Genomic DNA, 18,500 nt, shown 5'->3' on the forward strand with positions numbered 1-18,500 from the left:
AATTAACATGATACCGTTTCTTTAAATTTGTTTTTTATGAGCATTACGACTAATTTAGGAACATGCAAGAGGCTTTTTTACACTACCTTTGGAAATATAAAAAGTTAGATTTATCCAGACTTACAACAACTGCTGGTGAAACAATTGTTGTAAAAAACGTGGGGCAGCACAACCTATTAGCAGGCCCTGATTTTTTTAATGCTCAAATAGAAATAGCAGGTCAGCATTGGGCTGGCAATGTAGAGATTCATACAGCATCAAGTGATTGGTTTTTACATAATCACGAGCAAGACAAAGCCTACCAAAATGTTATACTGCATGTTGTATGGGAACACGACACCGAAGTTTTCAGAAAGAATAACACGCCAATACCTACCTTACAGCTTAAAAATTATGTCAATCCACAATTATTAAGCAATTACAAACAGCTATTTAATAACAAGCCCACATGGATTAATTGTGAAAGTCAGTTCCATACAGTAAGTGAGTTTATTGTAAGCAACTGGTTAGAGCGTTTGTATTTAGAACGTTTAGAAAGAAAATCTAAAATTATCAATGAGCTTTTGGTGCAATCAAAAAACAATTGGGAAGCAGTGCTTTTTACCTTATTAGCTAAAGGCTTTGGGCAAAAAATAAACAACGAAGCTTTTGTGAGCTTGGCGCAATCAGTCAATTTTTCAATAATAAGAAAGTTACACAGTAATCCCATTCAGCTTGAAGCACTGCTTTTTGGTCAAGCTGGGTTGCTAGAAGATAATCATCAAGATGCTTACTATATTCAGCTACAAAAGGAATACAAGTTTTTAAAACAAAAATTTCAGCTCAACAACCAAGGCGTTTTACCAATGCAGTTCTTTAAATTAAGACCGCCCAACTTTCCTACCATAAGGCTTTCGCAGTTAGCAATGCTATATAACAAGCATCAAAATCTATTTTCAAAACTTATAGATCTCAATGATATTGAAGCGTTTTACAACCTTTTTAAAGTAGAAACAACACCTTACTGGAAAACCCACTACACGTTTGGTAAAACCTCAAAACAAGTCTCAAAAACCATAAGCAAACCAATGGTATACTTGCTACTTATAAACACGGTAATACCTATTAAGTTTGCCTATGCAAAACAGCATGCAGCATCAAATAATGAAGAGCTATTAAAACTAATTCAGCAACTACCACCAGAAAAGAATAGCATCATTGCAGCTTATAATAACTTACAGCCTGTAGCAAAGTCAGCATTACAATCACAAGCACTCATTCAGCTTAAAACAGAATACTGCGATAAACACAAATGTTTATTTTGTGCCATAGGAAATAACCTAATCAGTCAATAATTTTAGTACATTGCAGCATGAATATTTTCTATAAAGCATTACTGTATTTTCAAAAGCGAGGATATTATGTTTGCCAGCGAATAGCTGATCGTTTAGGAATTAGAGCAAAAGTAGTACGTACATCCTTTATGTATCTTACTTTTGTAACCCTAGGATTTGGCTTTGCGCTTTACTTATTCATGGCATTCTGGATGCGTATAAAAGACCTTATTTACACAAAACGATCTTCTGTTTTTGACCTGTAATTATGAAAAGCGTATTTTTAAAACTATTCAAGTCAAAAATTTACATAGCCTTATGGTTGTTTGTATTCATAGTGGTTGTTGGTATTCTTGGTTTTAGGGTTTTATCTAACTATTCTTGGGTTGATGCTTTTTATATGACAGTCATCACAATCACCACAGTAGGTTTTGGTGAAGTACAACCTCTAGATGATACATCAAAAATATTTACAACATTTTTAATCCTTACAAGTGTATTTATAGTAGGATATGCTATAAGTATCATTACAGAATATATTTTAAGCAACAACAATCTAGAAGAACTAAAACAGAAGAAAATGCAAAAGAAAATTGATGCACTAAACAGCCATATTATTATATGTGGTTATGGTAGAAACGGAAAACAAGCTGCTACCAAACTTTTGGCATATAACAAGCCTTTTGTAATTATAGAAAAAAATAAAGAACTGATAGATAGGTTTGAAAACGACTCAACCATGTTTATACATGGTAATGCCAATGAAGACGAAGTGCTTATACAGGCAGGAATAGCGCGTGCAAGTACACTTATTTGTGCGCTTCCTAACGATGCAGATAACCTTTTTGTAGTGCTATCAGCAAGACAAATAAACAAGCATTTGCGAATTATAAGTAGGGCATCTCAAGAAACTACGTACAATAAACTTAAAATGGCTGGAGCAAACAATGTAATTCTGCCAGATAAAATAGGTGGTGATCATATGGCGTCACTAGTTGTTGTGCCTGATTTAATTGAGTTTATAGATAATTTATCCATTGTAGGAAAAGCAAATATCAATATAGAAGAAATAGAGGTTAGCAAGCTTTACGATGCTTCAAGTTTAAAAACAATAAGAGATTTAGACTTAAGAAATAAAACAGGCTGTAATGTTATAGGCTACAAAGATGGAAATGGCGACTATATTGTAAACCCAGAAGCAGAACAAGCGTTGTTGCCTGATTCAAAAATCATTGTGTTAGGAAGGCCTGAACAAATCCAGAAACTAAATACTGTGTTTGATATCAAGCACTGATTTAGGGGATTTAACAACAGATTTTTTAAAAATTCAGCATTTTTTTGCATATTGCTAACTTTAACAAAAAATTTAAAACTAACTATAACTAAATATTAAATTCTCATGAAGAAATATCTTCTCTTAATGATTTCAATGATAACCCCATTCTTGACCTTTGCACAAGAAAAAGGAATAGACGAAATAGTAAATGATGCGTTTATGCCTGTAGCAACATGGTGGGAAGGCTTTATTCTAACATCGGTTCCTATTGCAGGGCTTAATGTTCCTATTGTTGTAATCTTATTAGTTGCAGGAGCAACTTTTTTTACAATTTACTTCAAAGTACCAAGTATTTCTAGATTTCCAACAGCAATAAGTACTGTACGAGGTAGATATGTAGATATTGAAAAGCATGGTGTAGATAAATTATATGACAACGATGAAGCTTTAGCAGAAGAAGATATTCAAGACACCATTAGAGACGAAAGTGCTCACGGAGAAGTATCGCATTTTCAAGCATTGGCAACAGCTGTTTCAGGAACAGTTGGTTTAGGAAACATAGCAGGTGTTGCTGTAGCGATTGCTACAGGAGGTCCAGGAGCAACATTCTGGATGATAGTTTGTGGTCTTTTAGGTATGTCTACAAAGTTTGTAGAATGTACACTTGGTGTAAAATATAGAGATGTTGGTAGCGACGGAACAATCTATGGCGGACCAATGTATTATTTATCAAAAGGATTAAAAGCAACAGGAAAAGCAGGAATTGGTAAAGTACTTGCTGTTGTTTTCGCTATATTATGTGTTGGAGCTTCTTTTGGTGGTGGTAATGCATTTCAATCTAACCAAGCAACGGTACAAATTTCATCATTAATAGGACTTCAAGGAGGAGCAACAGGAACCATTATAGGCGTTATTCTAGCTGTTTTAGTTGGAATTGTAATTATTGGAGGAATAAAGCGTATCGCAAAAATTACAGAAAAAGTAGTGCCATTCATGGCTGGAATATACATTTTAGCAGCATTGGTTATAATTTTTGCAAACTATCAATATATAGATGATGCCTTCGGATTAATTATAGAAGGAGCTTTTACACCTATGGCAGGACTTGGTGGTTTTATGGGAGTGTTAATCGTTGGTTTTCAGCGTGCAGCATTCTCTAACGAAGCTGGTGCTGGTTCTGCAGCAATTGCGCATTCAGCAGTTCGTACAAAGTATCCAGCATCTGAAGGTGTTGTGGCGCTTTTAGAGCCGTTTATTGACACAGTAGTTATTTGTACAATGACAGCGCTTGTAATTATTTTCTTCAACATTGATGGAGCTAATATGCAAAGCGTATTTACTTATGGAGCTGTAGAAGGAAGTAATGTAATGATAAATGCTACAGGAGAACAGATTGGTGGTGTAGATTTAACATCTGAAGCATTTGACTCTGTAATACCAGGATTCTCTTATGTGTTAACCATTGCTATTGTTTTATTTGCCTTCTCTACAATGATTTCATGGTCTTACTACGGATTACAATCTTGGAAATTCCTTTTTGGTAGAGGTAAAGCGGCAGATTTAACTTATAAAGTACTTTTCTTATTATTTGTAATAATTGGAGCAGCAGCAACTTTAGACGCTGTAATTAAGTTTTCAGATGCTATGATATTAGCACTTGTATTCCCTAATATGATAGGATTACTACTGTTATTCCCTAAAGTAAGAGAAGAAATGAAACGTTACTTAAGTGCAATTGCTATAAAGAAAGAAGCTATTGAAGACGGTCACGAAGACATAACAAAGCATATGTAAAATATATGTAATATGAAACATACAAAATCCCATTTTACGTTTACTAAAAAGCAACGAAATGGGATTTTTTTATTGCTTTTAATCATTGTTTTAATACAATGCTTCTATTACTTTTCTAGTTTTTCTTCTTATGATGATTTTGACTTAAAAACTAAAGAGTTAGAACAATTTCAAAAAGAAGTAGATTCTCTTAAATTAATACAACAAGAAAAGAACAAGCCTAAAATATATCCGTTTAATCCTAATTATATAACAGACTATAAAGGATATACTCTTGGTATGACACCACAAGAAATAGATAGGCTGCATCATTATAGAAATCAAAATAAATGGGTCAACTCTGCGAGTGAATTTCAGCAAGTCACTAAAGTATCAGATTCTCTGTTAGGTAAAATATCGCCATACTTTAAATTTCCAGAATGGGTAACAAATCCCAAGCCCAAAACGTCCTACACATATTCTAATATACCTAAAACATATCATCAAAAAATTGACTTAAATGTAGCAACAGCAAAGCAGTTACAGCGGGTTAATGGTATAGGAGAAAAGCTTTCAGATAGAATTGTTAAATACAGAAACACCTTTGTAGGAGGTTTTGCATCTGATGTAGAGTTGATAGATGTTTATGGACTCTCTCCTGAAGTTATAGCGCGTATCACAAACATGTTTACGGTAAAAACACCAAGAGTCATTACAACCTATAATTTAAACAGCGCTACAAGAGATGAATTAGTGAAAATTCCTCATATAGATTATGAAATTGCGAATGCAATAATTGAGCAGCGAACTTTAAGAGATGGTATTAAATCTATTGATGAATTAACAAAAGTAAAAGACTTTCCTAATCAAAAAATTGAGATAATTCAATTATATTTGACGTTAGATTAAGAATATAAAAAATTAGCGATATATGAATAGTATGTACTTCACAGAAGAGCATCAAATGTTTAGAGAAAGTCTTCAGGATTTTTTAAAAAAAGAAGTAGTCCCTCATATAGAAAAATGGGAGAAAACAGGAACAGTAGAGCGTTTTATTTGGAAGAAATTTGGAGAGATGGGATTCTTTGGTTTAGCTTACCCAGAAGCTTACGGAGGTTTAAACCTAGATTTGTTTTACACGGTTATTCTTCTAGAAGAGCTACAAAAAGTTAATTCTGCCGGTTTTGCGGCAAACATGTGGGCTCATGCTTATTTAGCAATGACACACGTTAATGCAGAAGGTAGTCATGAAATAAAAGAAAAGTATTTAGCACCAAGTATCTCTGGAGATAAAATAGGATGTTTGTGTATAACAGAACCTTTTGGAGGTAGTGATGTTGCTGGAATGAGAACAACAGCAGTAAAAAAAGATGATACTTATGTAATTAATGGTTCTAAAACATTTATTACAAACGGTGTTTACAGTGACTATTTAGTAGTAGCGGCAAAAACAAATCCAGAATTAGGAAATAAAGGAATTAGTATTTTTATAATGGATAGAGATACACCAGGTATTTCTGCTACAAAGTTAGATAAGCTTGGATGGCGAGCTTCAGATACGGCTGAAATAGCTTTTGATAATGTTGTTATTCCTGCTAGTAACCTAATGGGAGAAGAAAATATGGGCTTTCCATATATTATGCAGCATTTTTCTCTAGAACGTTTAATAATGGGAGTTAATGCGCACGCAAGAGCAGAATATGCTTTAGATTATGCTAAACAGTATATGAGTGAACGTGTTGCTTTCGGAAAAACTATCGATAAATTTCAAGCATTGAGGCACACCTATGCAGATTTGTATAGTGATATGACAATCTGTAAAGAGTTTAATTATTCGGTTGCTCACAGATTAAATAAAGGAGAATATGTGGTTAAAGAAGCAACAATGTCTAAACTGAAATCAACTAAAATGGCAGATGAGGTTATTTATCAATGCTTACAATTTTTAGGTGGTTATGGTTACATGGAAGAATACCCAATGGCTCGTTTATTAAGAGATAGCCGTTTAGGGCCAATTGGAGGCGGAACATCTGAAATACTTCGAGAGATTATTGCAAAAATGATTATAGATCAAAAGAGTTACAAACCGGCAACATAACCTAATTAAAACACATAAATATGGCAGCATTTTTAAAGCGTTTATTAATTATTGTATTTAGTTTGTACAGTTTTAGTACAATGGCTCAAACAGAATTAAAAAACAAAATAGTAGACTTTGCATCTTTTTTACCAATAGAAAATGCTAGTGTATATATTCAAAACACGACCATAGGAACGGTAAGTAATTCTGATGGAAAGTTTGTGCTGTCTGTACCTCAAGAATATCAAAATGACACACTAGTGGTTTCCTCAATAGGATATAAAAGTTTTAAAACACCAGTAAAAGATTTTGATAATTCTTTAGAAATAATACTAGAGGAAGATGTGGCTTCGTTAAGCGAAGTGCTAATTGTAGCAGACAATAGACCAAAAACAGGAAATGAAATAGTGCTAAAAGCAATAGAAGAACTTCCTTATAATATGCCAGATTCTTCATATCTGCAAAAAGGCTTTTTAAGACATAAAGAAAGAAATAAGAAAGAGTTTAAATGGTTGGTTGAAAGCGCCATTACAATATACGATTCTGGATTTCAGTCTAATTCAGCCAAGAATTTAAAAGTTAATGTAGATCAGGTTCGTAAAAGTTATGATTTGCGCGATGTAGATAGTTTATTAACCTATACATCGTATTTAAAGAATACATCAAAAATAAGCATGAGATTATCTTCAAAAAACCTAAAAAGAGATACTATAAAAACCACATCTTTGGTTAAGGCTATAAAATGGAATGATACTAGGGTAAACGGACTTGAAAACTTATTTAAAGGAAAACTTAACCTACTGCGTAATGTACAAAATACCAAAGCGCTTTTTGGAGATGATATTCTAGAGAGACATCAGTTTAAGTTAGATACTGTTTTAATAGAGAATGATAGAAAGATTTATAAAATCAAAATAGAAGAAGGCAAGGACTTTGTAAATTTAGATACCAAAGGCATTTTTAATAATGGCTTTAAAGCAGAAGGTTGGCTGTATATTTATTGGGATACATTCGCTGTAAAAAAAATAGAGTATGAGCTTATCGCAGCATCAGACGCACAAAAGAGTAGAAGCAAAACCCTATTTGATACCTATGTAAATCATAAACTTACCATCAGTTATATGGAGTACCAAGATAAAATGTATCCAAACTACATTTATTATGAAACACCAAAACTGGTTAACGTAGGTTATAAACCAACAGGCAAAGAAGAAGACAAAGCTGTAAAGTATGATCGCGATGAACGTTATTACTATACAGTTCAAGAAATTCTTTTTACTGAGATAATAGAAGATCAAGATGAGGTGCAAAAAGCATTAAGTAAAACTTGGGATCCTGATATATTTGCTATAAAGCCTTATAATAAAGAGTTTTGGAGAAATTATAATATTCTGTTAGAGAGTGAAGAAGAAGAAAAAATGATTCAAGACCTAACAAAAAGATCATCTTTATTTAAAGGGTAAATTACTGTATTAAAAAAAGATTTTTTTTCGTTTGCCATAATAAAATTAGTTTTTATATTTGCGCACTGAAATTCTAAAAGAGAGGAGGTTAAGACACTATGTTAATAATACCAATTAAAGAAGGAGAAAATATAGATAGAGCGTTAAAGCGTTACAAAAGAAAGTTTGATAAAACTGGAACAAAACGTGCATTACAAAATCGTAAACAGTTTAACAAGCCATCTGTAGTACGTAGAGCTCAAATTCAAAAAGCACAGTACATTCAACATTTAAGAGATCAAGAAGAAATCTAAATCAATTAATTGTTACCAATATAAAATTCCTGCAAAAGCAGGAATTTTTTTATGCCCAAAAATCACATCTAAATAAAACTTTGTATTTTTATAAAATAAAGCTTTAATAACCTTAATATGTCTATAAAGTCTTTTTCAGATTATTTATTGTTAGAAAAAAAATACTCTAACCTCACAGTAAATGCTTATGAAAACGACTTAAAAGATTTTAAAGATTTTGTAGCATCACATTACGAGCAAGAAAATCTAGAAGCCATTAATTATTCTCAAATAAGAACATGGATTGTAGCATTGGTTGAAAAATCAATAACCAATAGAAGTATAAACAGAAAAGTATCAGCTCTAAATTCATATTACAAATTCCTTCTTAGAATAGGAGCTGTAGAAGCAAATCCATTAGCAAAGCATAAAGCTTTAAAAACAAGTAAAAAAATACAAGTACCATTTTCAGAAACAGAAGTTGCAACAGTATTAGACAAGCTACATTATCAAGATGACTTTGAAGGTATCAGAAACAGGCTTATTATAGAACTCTTTTACTCAACAGGAATAAGACGCATAGAACTCGTTAATTTGAAATTAAGCGATTTAGACTTGCCTAACAAAACGTTAAAAGTTTTAGGAAAAAGAAACAAGGAGCGTTTAGTACCTTTATTAGATTCTGTTATACAAACCATTCATAAATATATAGATACAAGAAAAACCCTAGAAAACATTCAAGAAAACACCCATTTGTTTTTAACAAAAAAAGGCGTTAAAATTTATGAAACACTTGTTTACCGTATAATAAATGAGTATTTTAGTATAGCATCAACAAAGGTAAAAAAGAGTCCGCATATATTGAGACATTCATTTGCGACTCATTTATTAAACCAAGGTGCAGATTTAAATGCTGTAAAAGAATTATTAGGTCATTCAAGTTTAGCGGCTACTCAAATCTATACACATAATAGTATAGCAGAACTTAAAAAAGTATACCTAAACGCACACCCGCGTAGTGATAAATAATAACAGCAAAGACTTATTGTTTAATAATAAAATATGAAGAGTATGAAAGTAAACACGCAATCAGTCAATTTTGTTGCCGATAAAAAATTGATAGACTTTGTTCAAAAGAAAATGGATAAATTAGATTTGTTTTATGATAAAGTTATTCAGTCAGATGTTTATTTAAAAGTAGAGAACACAAGCGATAAAGAAAACAAAATCTTTGAAGCTAGAGTTAGTGTGCCAGGAGATAGCTTTGTAGTAAAAAAGCAATGTAAATCATTTGAAGAAGGTACAGATGCAGCTGTGGCCTCTCTTGAACGACAGCTAAAAAAGCGAAAAGAAAAATTAAGATCATATTTATGATAAAATTATTCAAAAAATGTTTTGAATAAGAAAATAAATATATACATTTGCAGTCCGTTAGAAATAGCGGGCTTTTTTTTAGTTAAAAAAGTAACTTAAAAGCCGATGTAGCTCAGCTGGCTAGAGCAGCTGATTTGTAATCAGCAGGTCGTGGGTTCGAGTCCCTCCATCGGCTCTTAAATAAAAGAAAGTGTTGTGTTGATATCGCAACATAAAGTTCTTTAAGGTAATGACTTTTTAAAATATTGGGGAGATACTCAAGCGGCCAACGAGGACAGACTGTAAATCTGTTGTTTTTTAACTTCGCAGGTTCGAATCCTGCTCTCCCCACTTTTTAAAAAAAAATAGGATTATTAAATAATTGCGGGAGTAGCTCAGTTGGTAGAGCGTCAGCCTTCCAAGCTGAATGTCGCCGGTTCGAACCCGGTCTCCCGCTCTTTTTTTAAGCCGGTGTAGCTCAGGGGTAGAGCGTTTCCTTGGTAAGGAAGAGGTCACGGGTTCAAATCCCGTCATTGGCTCAATAAAAAAAATAAAAAATTAGAATACACTAATATTATATAACTAAGATTAAATTATTAAAACATGGCAAAGGCAACTTTCGATCGTTCAAAACCACACTTAAATATTGGTACAATTGGACACGTAGATCACGGTAAGACAACTTTAACTGCTGCTATTACTAAAGTATTAGCTGATGCAGGTTTATCAGAAGCTAGAGATTTCGATACTATCGATAACGCTCCAGAAGAAAAAGAAAGAGGTATTACAATTAATACATCTCACGTAGAATATCAAACAGCAAATCGTCACTATGCTCACGTTGACTGTCCAGGTCACGCCGATTACGTAAAGAACATGGTAACTGGTGCTGCTCAAATGGATGGAGCTATATTAGTGGTTGCTGCTACTGATGGGCCAATGCCACAAACTCGTGAGCACATCTTATTAGGTCGTCAGGTAGGTATTCCTCGTATCGTTGTTTTCTTAAACAAAGTTGATATGGTTGACGATGAAGAGCTTTTAGAGTTAGTTGATATGGAAGTTAGAGATTTATTAAACTTCTATGAGTATGATGGTGATAACGGACCTGTTATTTCTGGTTCAGCTTTAGGTGCACTTAACGGTGAGCAAAAATGGGTTGATACTGTAATGGAATTAATGGAAGCTGTTGATAACTGGATTGAAGAGCCACAACGTGAAGTTGATAAAGATTTCTTAATGCCGATAGAAGATGTTTTTTCTATTACTGGTCGTGGTACTGTAGCAACTGGTCGTATAGAAACTGGTATTGCTAACACAGGAGATCCTGTAGAGATTATTGGTATGGGTGCTGAAAAGTTAACTTCTACTATTACAGGTATCGAAATGTTCCGTCAAATCCTTGATAGAGGTGAGGCAGGAGATAACGCAGGTATCTTATTAAGAGGTATTGAGAAAACTCAAATCTCAAGAGGTATGGTTATAACTAAGCCAGGATCTGTAACACCACACAAAAACTTCAAAGCAGAGGTTTATATCCTTAAGAAAGAAGAAGGTGGTCGTCACACTCCATTCCACAATAACTACCGTCCACAGTTCTACGTACGTACAACTGACGTAACTGGAAACATCGCGCTTCCTGATGGAGTTGAAATGGTAATGCCTGGAGATAACTTAACTATTACTGTAGAGTTAATCCAACCTATTGCAATGAATGTTGGTCTTCGTTTCGCTATCCGTGAAGGAGGAAGAACTGTTGGAGCAGGTCAGGTAACTGAAATTTTAGACTAATACAGTTTAACAAATATAAAAGTTGAGGTATTTCGATTTTTCGAAATACCTTGACTTGTATTTACGGGTTTAGCTCAGTTGGTAGAGCACTGGTCTCCAAAACCAGGTGTCGGGAGTTCGAGTCTCTCAACCCGTGCAATTATAGTGTACAAGCTCGTTGTTTTATTTTTTATAATTAATGAAAAACAGCATTGAGTTTGCTTAAAATAAATAGTAAAATGGCTGGAATTATAAACTACATAAAAGAATCATTTGAAGAGCTTAAAAATAATGTGAGTTGGCCAACATGGGCTGAAGCACAAAGTTTAACAGTTTTAGTAGCTGTCTTTTCTATTGTTTTTTCATTAGCAATTTGGGGAGTAGATACAGTGTTTAGTAAAATTGTAGGATTTTACTTTGAATGGATTAACGGTTAAATAAAGATTTATGTCTGAAGTGAGCGAGAAAAAATGGTATGTAGTTAGGGCTGTAAGTGGTCAGGAAAATAAAATTAAAGCCTATATAGAAAGTGAAATTTCACGTTTAGGTCTTGAAGATTATGTAGATCAAGTATTAGTTCCTACAGAGAAAGTAGTTCAGATTCGTAATGGGAAAAAGGTAAACAAAGAAAAAGTTTATTTTCCAGGTTACATTATGATTCAAGCAAATTTAACAGGAGAAATTCCACATATAATTAAATCTGTTACCAATGTAATAGGTTTTTTAGGAGAAACAAAAGGAGGAGATCCTGTGCCTTTAAGACAGTCTGAAGTAAACAGAATGTTAGGTAAAGTAGATGAGTTAACTGTTGAAGCAGATACAAATGTTGCAATACCTTACAAAGTAGGAGAGACTGTTAAGGTTATCGATGGACCATTCAATGGATTTGATGGTACTATCGAAAAAATAAATGAAGAAAAGCGTAAGCTAGAAGTAATGGTAAAAATATTTGGAAGAAAAACACCATTAGAGTTAAGCTATATGCAAGTAGAAAAAGTATAATAATTGTTACATATATAATAGATACATTTATTTGCTTCCAAAAATTAAATGATATCAAATTAAATTATTAAAAATGGCAAAAGAGTTAAGTAAAGTAGTTAAACTACAAGTTAGGGGAGGTGCAGCGAATCCGTCGCCACCGGTTGGACCCGCTTTAGGTGCCGCTGGAGTTAATATCATGGAGTTCTGTAAGCAGTTTAATGCAAGAACTCAAGATAAAGCTGGTAAAGTATTACCAGTGGTGATTTCTGTTTACAAAGACAAATCATTTGACTTTGTAATCAAAACACCTCCTGCAGCTGTACAATTATTAGAAGCGGCCAAGGTAAAAAAAGGATCAGGTGAACCTCATATTAAAAAAGTAGCTAAAGTTTCTTGGGATCAGATTAGAACCATAGCAGAGGACAAAATGCAAGATTTAAATGCATTTACAGTAGAAGCAGCAATGACAATGATTGCTGGAACAGCAAGATCTATGGGTATAACTGTAAAAGGAGGCACAGCCCCTAATTAATCTAAAAAATTTTTGAAATGGCAAGATTAACAAGAAAACAAAAAGAAGCTGCTGCTAAAATAGAAAAAGGAAGACTTTATTCTATAGCCGAAGCCTCTACTTTAGTTAAAGAAATAACCAATACTAAATTTGATGCTTCTGTAGATATCGCAGTACGTTTAGGAGTAGATCCTAGAAAAGCAAATCAAATGGTAAGAGGTGTAGTAACATTACCTCATGGTACTGGTAAAGACGTAAAAGTTTTAGCATTAGTAACACCAGATAAAGAAGCAGAAGCAAAAGAAGCTGGTGCAGATTACGTAGGATTAGACGAATACCTTGACAAAATTAAAGGTGGATGGACAGATGTTGACGTAATTGTAACTATGCCTAGTGTAATGGGTAAATTAGGTCCTTTAGGACGTGTATTAGGTCCTCGTGGTTTAATGCCTAACCCAAAAACAGGTACTGTAACTATGGATGTTGCAAAAGCTGTTAGCGATGTTAAAGCTGGTAAAATTGACTTTAAAGTTGATAAAACAGGAATCGTTCACGCCTCAATTGGAAAAGCATCTTTTACAGCTGATAAAATTGAAGGTAATGCTAACGAATTATTACAAACATTAATTAAACTTAAACCAACTGCAGCTAAAGGAACTTATGTAAAGAGTATCTTTATCTCTAGTACAATGAGTCCTAGTGTAGCTGTTGATCCTAAAATCGGTTAAGTAGCTTAAAACTTTAATTATGACAAGAGAAGAAAAATCACAAGTAATCGAAGACTTAACTGCACAATTAGCCGATAATGCAAATATCTATTTAGCTGATATTTCAGGGTTAAATGCAACAGATACTTCAAACTTACGTCGTGCTTGCTTTAAAGCAAACGTACAATTAGCAGTAGTAAAAAATACCTTGCTTGCAAAAGCAATGGAAGCATCAGAAAAAGATTTCGGAGACCTTCCTACAACATTAAAAGGAAACACCTCTGTATTATATTCTGAAACAGGTAATGCTCCAGCCAAAGTAATTAAAAACTTCCGTAAAAAATCAGAAAAGCCACTTTTAAAAGGTGCTTTTATTGAGGAAGCAATTTACATAGGAGATCAACAACTAGACGCTTTAGTTGAAATTAAATCTAAAGAAGAAGTTATTGGAGATATCATTGGATTATTACAATCACCAGCTAAAAACGTTATTTCAGCGTTACAATCTAGCGGTGGTAAGCTTGCAGGTATTATTAAAACATTATCCGAAAAAGAAGGATAATCATAAATTAGTACGCACTTTATTTACATTATATTAAAATTAAAAATTTATTAAAACGATAGAAAAATGGCAGATTTAAAAGATTTCGCAGAACAATTAGTTAACTTAACAGTAAAAGAAGTAAACGAGTTAGCTACTATTTTAAAAGATGAGTATGGTATCGAGCCTGCTGCTGCTGCAGTAGCTGTTGCTGCTGGCCCAGCTGGTGGTGGAGAAGCTGCTGAAGAAAAATCAGAATTTGATGTTATCCTTAAAGCCGCTGGTGGTTCTAAATTAGCAGTTGTAAAATTAGTTAAAGAATTAACTGGTTTAGGTCTTAAAGAAGCTAAAGAATTAGTTGATGGTGCACCAAGCCCAATCAAAGAAGGAGTTTCTAAAGACGAAGCTGAAGGATTAAAATCTTCATTAGAAGAAGCTGGAGCAGAAGTTGAGCTTAAGTAAGCTTAACCACTCAAAATTATAACGGTTTAGGTCTAAAGCAAAACGCTTTTAGACCTAGACCATTTTGCGTATATAATCGCAAGGTATTACGCACACACAATTTTTTTTAATCAAAATTCCGTCCATTGATGTTAGCAAAACAAGCTGAAAGATTAAATTTCTCTTCTATTATCAATAGAACCGAATATCCAGACTTTATGGATATTCAGATCAAATCCTTCCAGGATTTTTTCCAGCTAGAAACAAAATCTGAAGAAAGAGGGAATGAAGGGCTTTACAATACCTTCATGGAGAACTTCCCAATAACAGACACACGTAATCAATTTGTTTTAGAATTTTTAGATTACTTTATTGACCCACCAAGATATACCATAGAAGAGTGTATAGAAAGAGGACTTACTTATAGCGTACCGCTTAAGGCAAGACTAAAATTGTACTGTACAGACCCTGAACATGAAGATTTTGAAACCATTGTTCAAGATGTGTATTTAGGAACAATCCCTTACATGACTCCTAGTGGTACTTTTGTAATTAATGGAGCAGAGCGTGTAGTTGTTTCTCAATTACACCGTTCACCAGGTGTGTTCTTTGGTCAATCATTCCATGCAAATGGAACCAAATTATACTCTGCCAGAGTTATACCTTTTAAAGGATCTTGGATTGAATTCGCAACAGACATTAATAGTGTTATGTATGCGTATATCGATCGTAAGAAAAAATTACCTGTAACAACATTATTCAGAGCCATTGGTTTTGAACGTGATAAAGATATCCTTGAAATATTTGACCTTGCTGAAGAAGTTAAAGTGTCAAAATCAGGATTAAAGAAAGTTTTAGGACGTAAGCTTGCTGCTCGTGTTTTAAATACATGGCATGAAGACTTCGTTGATGAAGATACAGGAGAAGTAGTATCCATAGAGCGTAACGAGATTGTGCTTGATCGTGATACTATTTTAGATAAAGACAATATCGAAGAAATCCTTGAAACTAACGTGAAAACTATTCTTTTACATAAAGAAAGTGCACAACAAGGAGACTACGCCATTATACATAATACACTTCAAAAGGATCCAACAAACTCCGAAAAAGAAGCTGTAGAACATATTTATCGTCAATTACGTAATGCTGAGCCGCCAGATGAAGAAACTGCTCGTGGTATTATAGACAAATTATTCTTCTCTGACCAACGTTACTCTTTAGGTGAAGTAGGTCGTTACAGAATGAACAAAAAATTAGGTCTTGATATAGGTATGGATAAGCAAGTGCTTACCAAAGAAGATATCATTACCATCATAAAATATTTAATTGAGCTTATCAACTCTAAAGCAGAGATTGATGATATAGATCACTTATCTAACCGTCGTGTACGTACAGTAGGAGAACAATTATCATCTCAATTTGGTGTTGGTTTAGCACGTATGGCACGTACTATTCGCGAGCGTATGAACGTTCGTGATAACGAAGTATTTACACCTATAGATTTGATTAATGCTAAAACATTATCATCTGTAATTAACTCGTTTTTTGGTACAAACCAGCTTTCTCAATTTATGGATCAAACCAATCCACTTGCTGAAATCACGCACAAGCGTCGTTTATCAGCATTAGGACCAGGAGGTTTATCACGTGAAAGAGCAGGATTTGAGGTACGTGACGTTCACTATACTCATTACGGTCGTTTATGTCCTATTGAAACACCAGAAGGACCAAACATTGGTTTAATATCATCTTTATCTGTATATGCAAAAGTGAATTCAATGGGATTCATTGAAACACCATATAGAAAAGTAGAAAATGGTGTTGTAGACATAAAAGGAGAGCCAATATATTTAAGTGCTGAAGAAGAAGAAGAAAAGTTAATCGCGCAAGCAACTGTAAAAGTTGATGATGATGGAAAAATCCTTCACGACAAAGTAATTGCTCGTATGGAAGGTGATTTCCCTGTAATCGATCCTACACAAGTAAATTATACTGATGTAGCGCCAAACCAAATATCATCTATTTCAGCTTCTTTAATTCCTTTCCTAGAGCATGATGATGCCAACCGTGCATTAATGGGATCTAACATGATGCGTCAAGCCGTACCATTATTAAGACCTCAAGCTCCAATTGTAGGAACAGGATTAGAAAGACAAGTAGCATCAGATTCTCGTGTATTAATTAATGCAGAAGGTAATGGTGTTGTAGAGTATGTAGATGCAAACGAGATTGTTATTAAATACGATAGAACTGAAGATGAAGCAAAAGTAAGTTTTGATAGCGATACAAAAACATACCCACTTGTTAAGTTTAGAAAAACAAACCAAGGTACATCAATTAACCTTAAACCTATCGTTGTAAAAGGAGATAAGGTTAAAAAAGGACAAGTACTTTGTCAAGGTTATGCTACTGAAAACGGTGAGTTAGCTTTAGGTAGAAATATGAAAGTAGCCTTCATGCCTTGGAAAGGGTATAACTTTGAGGATGCGATTGTAATTTCTGAAAAAGTAGTACGTGAAGATATCTTTACATCAATTCATATTGATGAATATTCTCTAGAAGTACGTGATACAAAATTAGGTAACGAAGAGTTAACAAATGATATTCCTAACGTTTCTGAAGAAGCAACAAAAGATCTTGATGAAAACGGAATGATTCGCGTTGGAGCTGAAGTTAAGCCAGGTGATATCCTAATAGGGAAAATAACACCAAAAGGTGAGAGCGATCCAACTCCTGAAGAAAAATTATTACGTGCCATCTTTGGAGATAAAGCCGGTGATGTAAAAGATGCTTCATTAAAAGCATCTCCATCATTAAACGGTGTTGTTATTGATAAAAAACTTTTTGCTCGTGCTATTAAAGATAAGCGTAAAAGAGCTAAAGATAAAGAAGATATAACACAACTAGAAGGTATCTACAACAGAAAATTTGAAGACTTAAAAGCTGTTTTAGTTGAAAAATTATTTGCCATTGTAAACGGTAAAACTGCTCAAGGTATCTTTAACGATTTAGGTGAAGAAGTTTTACCAAAAGGTAAAAAGTACACACTTAAAATGTTAAACGCTGTTGATGATTATACACATTTAACATCAGGTACTTGGACAACAGATGACTACACAAACAGTTTAGTAGCAGACTTAATCCATAACTACAAGATTAAAGAAAATGACTTACAAGGTTCATTAAGACGTGAGAAATTTACAATATCTGTAGGAGATGAATTACCAGCTGGTATTATCAAATTAGCAAAAGTATATATTGCTAAAAAGCGTAAACTTAAAGTAGGTGATAAAATGGCGGGTCGTCACGGTAACAAAGGTATTGTTGCACGTATAGTACGTCAAGAAGATATGCCATTCCTAGAAGACGGAACACCGGTTGATATAGTATTAAATCCACTAGGTGTACCATCTCGTATGAACATCGGACAGATTTATGAAACTGTTTTAGGTTGGGCTGGTCAAAAACTTAATCGTACATATGCGACACCTATTTTTGACGGAGCTAGTCTAGATCAAATTAATGAATTTACTGATGAAGCTGGAATTCCAAGATTCGGTCATACCTATTTATATGATGGTGGAACAGGAGATCGTTTTGATCAACCAGCAACAGTAGGTGTTATTTACATGTTGAAATTAGGTCACATGGTAGATGACAAAATGCACGCACGTTCTATAGGACCTTACTCATTAATAACACAACAACCTCTTGGTGGTAAAGCACAATTTGGTGGTCAGCGTTTTGGTGAGATGGAAGTTTGGGCACTTGAAGCATATGGTGCATCAAGTACTTTAAGAGAAATATTGACAGTAAAATCTGATGATGTTATTGGTAGAGCAAAAACTTACGAAAGTATCGTTAAAGGTGAGCCAATGCCAGAACCTGGATTACCAGAATCTTTCAACGTATTAATGCACGAATTGAAAGGTTTAGGACTAGACATTAGATTAGAGGAATAATATACAGCACATGGTTTAGAAATAAACCATGTGCATCAAGTTTACAAATAATTC

Annotated in this window: 18 protein-coding genes and 5 tRNA genes; all 23 read left to right on the plus strand. The window is 33.8% G+C overall.

From position 1 onward, the window contains the following. The first annotated feature begins 62 nt into the window (after nt 1-62). The 23 genes from ACN5J3_RS07945 to rpoB all read left to right on the plus strand — a co-directional run bounded on the left by ACN5J3_RS07945 (nt 63) and on the right by rpoB (nt 18,446). Nucleotides 63-1,334 carry a DUF2851 family protein gene (locus ACN5J3_RS07945; RefSeq protein WP_418509616.1) on the plus strand — a complete coding sequence of 424 codons (1,272 nt, stop codon included), beginning with the start codon at nt 63-65 and terminating at the stop codon, nt 1,332-1,334. Nucleotides 1,335-1,351: 17 nt separating this feature from the next. Beyond that, nucleotides 1,352-1,579 carry a PspC domain-containing protein gene (locus tag ACN5J3_RS07950; RefSeq protein ID WP_344729572.1) on the plus strand — a complete coding sequence of 76 codons (228 nt, stop codon included), beginning with the start codon at nt 1,352-1,354 and terminating at the stop codon, nt 1,577-1,579. A gap of 2 nt (nt 1,580-1,581) precedes the next feature. Beyond that, the gene (locus ACN5J3_RS07955) at nt 1,582-2,607 is read left to right on the plus strand and encodes a potassium channel family protein (protein ID WP_418511394.1); all 1,026 of its coding nucleotides are present in this window, start codon (nt 1,582-1,584) and stop codon (nt 2,605-2,607) included. 105 nt (nt 2,608-2,712) lie between these two features. Then, nucleotides 2,713-4,383, plus strand: coding sequence for an alanine/glycine:cation symporter family protein (locus ACN5J3_RS07960; RefSeq protein WP_418511395.1), 1,671 nt, complete (start codon nt 2,713-2,715; stop codon nt 4,381-4,383). Nucleotides 4,384-4,395: 12 nt separating this feature from the next. Next, the gene (locus ACN5J3_RS07965; protein WP_418511396.1) at nt 4,396-5,271 is read left to right on the plus strand and encodes a ComEA family DNA-binding protein; all 876 of its coding nucleotides are present in this window, start codon (nt 4,396-4,398) and stop codon (nt 5,269-5,271) included. Nucleotides 5,272-5,293: 22 nt separating this feature from the next. Further along, nucleotides 5,294-6,460: an acyl-CoA dehydrogenase family protein gene (locus tag ACN5J3_RS07970; RefSeq protein ID WP_418509621.1), complete on the plus strand. Its 1,167-nt coding sequence runs from the start codon at nt 5,294-5,296 to the stop codon at nt 6,458-6,460. A 20-nt stretch (nt 6,461-6,480) separates the two neighbouring features. After that, a complete protein-coding gene (locus ACN5J3_RS07975; RefSeq protein WP_418511397.1) occupies nt 6,481-7,905 on the plus strand; it encodes a carboxypeptidase-like regulatory domain-containing protein in 1,425 nt (474 codons plus the stop codon). A gap of 98 nt (nt 7,906-8,003) precedes the next feature. Next, a complete protein-coding gene (gene rpsU / locus ACN5J3_RS07980) occupies nt 8,004-8,198 on the plus strand; it encodes a 30S ribosomal protein S21 (RefSeq protein ID WP_344729585.1) in 195 nt (64 codons plus the stop codon). Nucleotides 8,199-8,315: 117 nt separating this feature from the next. Further along, nucleotides 8,316-9,206 carry a tyrosine-type recombinase/integrase gene (locus tag ACN5J3_RS07985; RefSeq protein ID WP_418511398.1) on the plus strand — a complete coding sequence of 297 codons (891 nt, stop codon included), beginning with the start codon at nt 8,316-8,318 and terminating at the stop codon, nt 9,204-9,206. Between the two features lie 42 nt (nt 9,207-9,248). After that, complete coding sequence (hpf, locus tag ACN5J3_RS07990; protein ID WP_417290182.1) at nt 9,249-9,551, plus strand: ribosome hibernation-promoting factor, HPF/YfiA family; 303 nt, start codon at nt 9,249-9,251, stop codon at nt 9,549-9,551. 101 nt (nt 9,552-9,652) lie between these two features. Further along, nucleotides 9,653-9,726 (plus strand) — tRNA-Thr (locus tag ACN5J3_RS07995). 72 nt (nt 9,727-9,798) lie between these two features. Then, nucleotides 9,799-9,881, plus strand: a tRNA-Tyr gene (locus tag ACN5J3_RS08000). 33 nt (nt 9,882-9,914) lie between these two features. After that, nucleotides 9,915-9,987 (plus strand) — tRNA-Gly (locus ACN5J3_RS08005). A 10-nt stretch (nt 9,988-9,997) separates the two neighbouring features. Then, nucleotides 9,998-10,069, plus strand: a tRNA-Thr gene (locus ACN5J3_RS08010). Nucleotides 10,070-10,133: 64 nt separating this feature from the next. Beyond that, nucleotides 10,134-11,321 carry an elongation factor Tu gene (tuf, locus tag ACN5J3_RS08015; RefSeq protein WP_344729592.1) on the plus strand — a complete coding sequence of 396 codons (1,188 nt, stop codon included), beginning with the start codon at nt 10,134-10,136 and terminating at the stop codon, nt 11,319-11,321. 63 nt (nt 11,322-11,384) lie between these two features. Further along, nucleotides 11,385-11,457: transfer RNA gene (locus tag ACN5J3_RS08020), tRNA-Trp, on the plus strand. 82 nt (nt 11,458-11,539) lie between these two features. After that, nucleotides 11,540-11,737 (plus strand): preprotein translocase subunit SecE, encoded by a 198-nt coding sequence (gene secE, locus ACN5J3_RS08025; protein ID WP_344729594.1) that lies wholly within the window; start codon nt 11,540-11,542, stop codon nt 11,735-11,737. A gap of 10 nt (nt 11,738-11,747) precedes the next feature. After that, nucleotides 11,748-12,302: a transcription termination/antitermination protein NusG gene (gene nusG, locus ACN5J3_RS08030; RefSeq protein WP_344729596.1), complete on the plus strand. Its 555-nt coding sequence runs from the start codon at nt 11,748-11,750 to the stop codon at nt 12,300-12,302. 73 nt (nt 12,303-12,375) lie between these two features. Continuing rightward, on the plus strand, nt 12,376-12,816 hold the full coding sequence (gene rplK, locus ACN5J3_RS08035) for a 50S ribosomal protein L11 (protein ID WP_344729598.1): 441 nt from the start codon (nt 12,376-12,378) through the stop codon (nt 12,814-12,816). Nucleotides 12,817-12,833: 17 nt separating this feature from the next. Continuing rightward, on the plus strand, nt 12,834-13,523 hold the full coding sequence (gene rplA, locus ACN5J3_RS08040; protein WP_344729600.1) for a 50S ribosomal protein L1: 690 nt from the start codon (nt 12,834-12,836) through the stop codon (nt 13,521-13,523). Nucleotides 13,524-13,542: 19 nt separating this feature from the next. Continuing rightward, complete coding sequence (gene rplJ / locus ACN5J3_RS08045) at nt 13,543-14,064, plus strand: 50S ribosomal protein L10 (protein ID WP_417289974.1); 522 nt, start codon at nt 13,543-13,545, stop codon at nt 14,062-14,064. Between the two features lie 66 nt (nt 14,065-14,130). Continuing rightward, nucleotides 14,131-14,505, plus strand: coding sequence for a 50S ribosomal protein L7/L12 (gene rplL, locus ACN5J3_RS08050; RefSeq protein ID WP_418509624.1), 375 nt, complete (start codon nt 14,131-14,133; stop codon nt 14,503-14,505). A gap of 128 nt (nt 14,506-14,633) precedes the next feature. Continuing rightward, complete coding sequence (gene rpoB, locus ACN5J3_RS08055) at nt 14,634-18,446, plus strand: DNA-directed RNA polymerase subunit beta (RefSeq protein WP_344729606.1); 3,813 nt, start codon at nt 14,634-14,636, stop codon at nt 18,444-18,446. Nucleotides 18,447-18,500: the final 54 nt, after the last annotated feature.

The sequence above is a fragment of the Corallibacter sp. genome (genome assembly GCF_048381695.1).
GTDB classification, from domain to species: Bacteria; Bacteroidota; Bacteroidia; order Flavobacteriales; family Flavobacteriaceae; genus Corallibacter; species Corallibacter vietnamensis.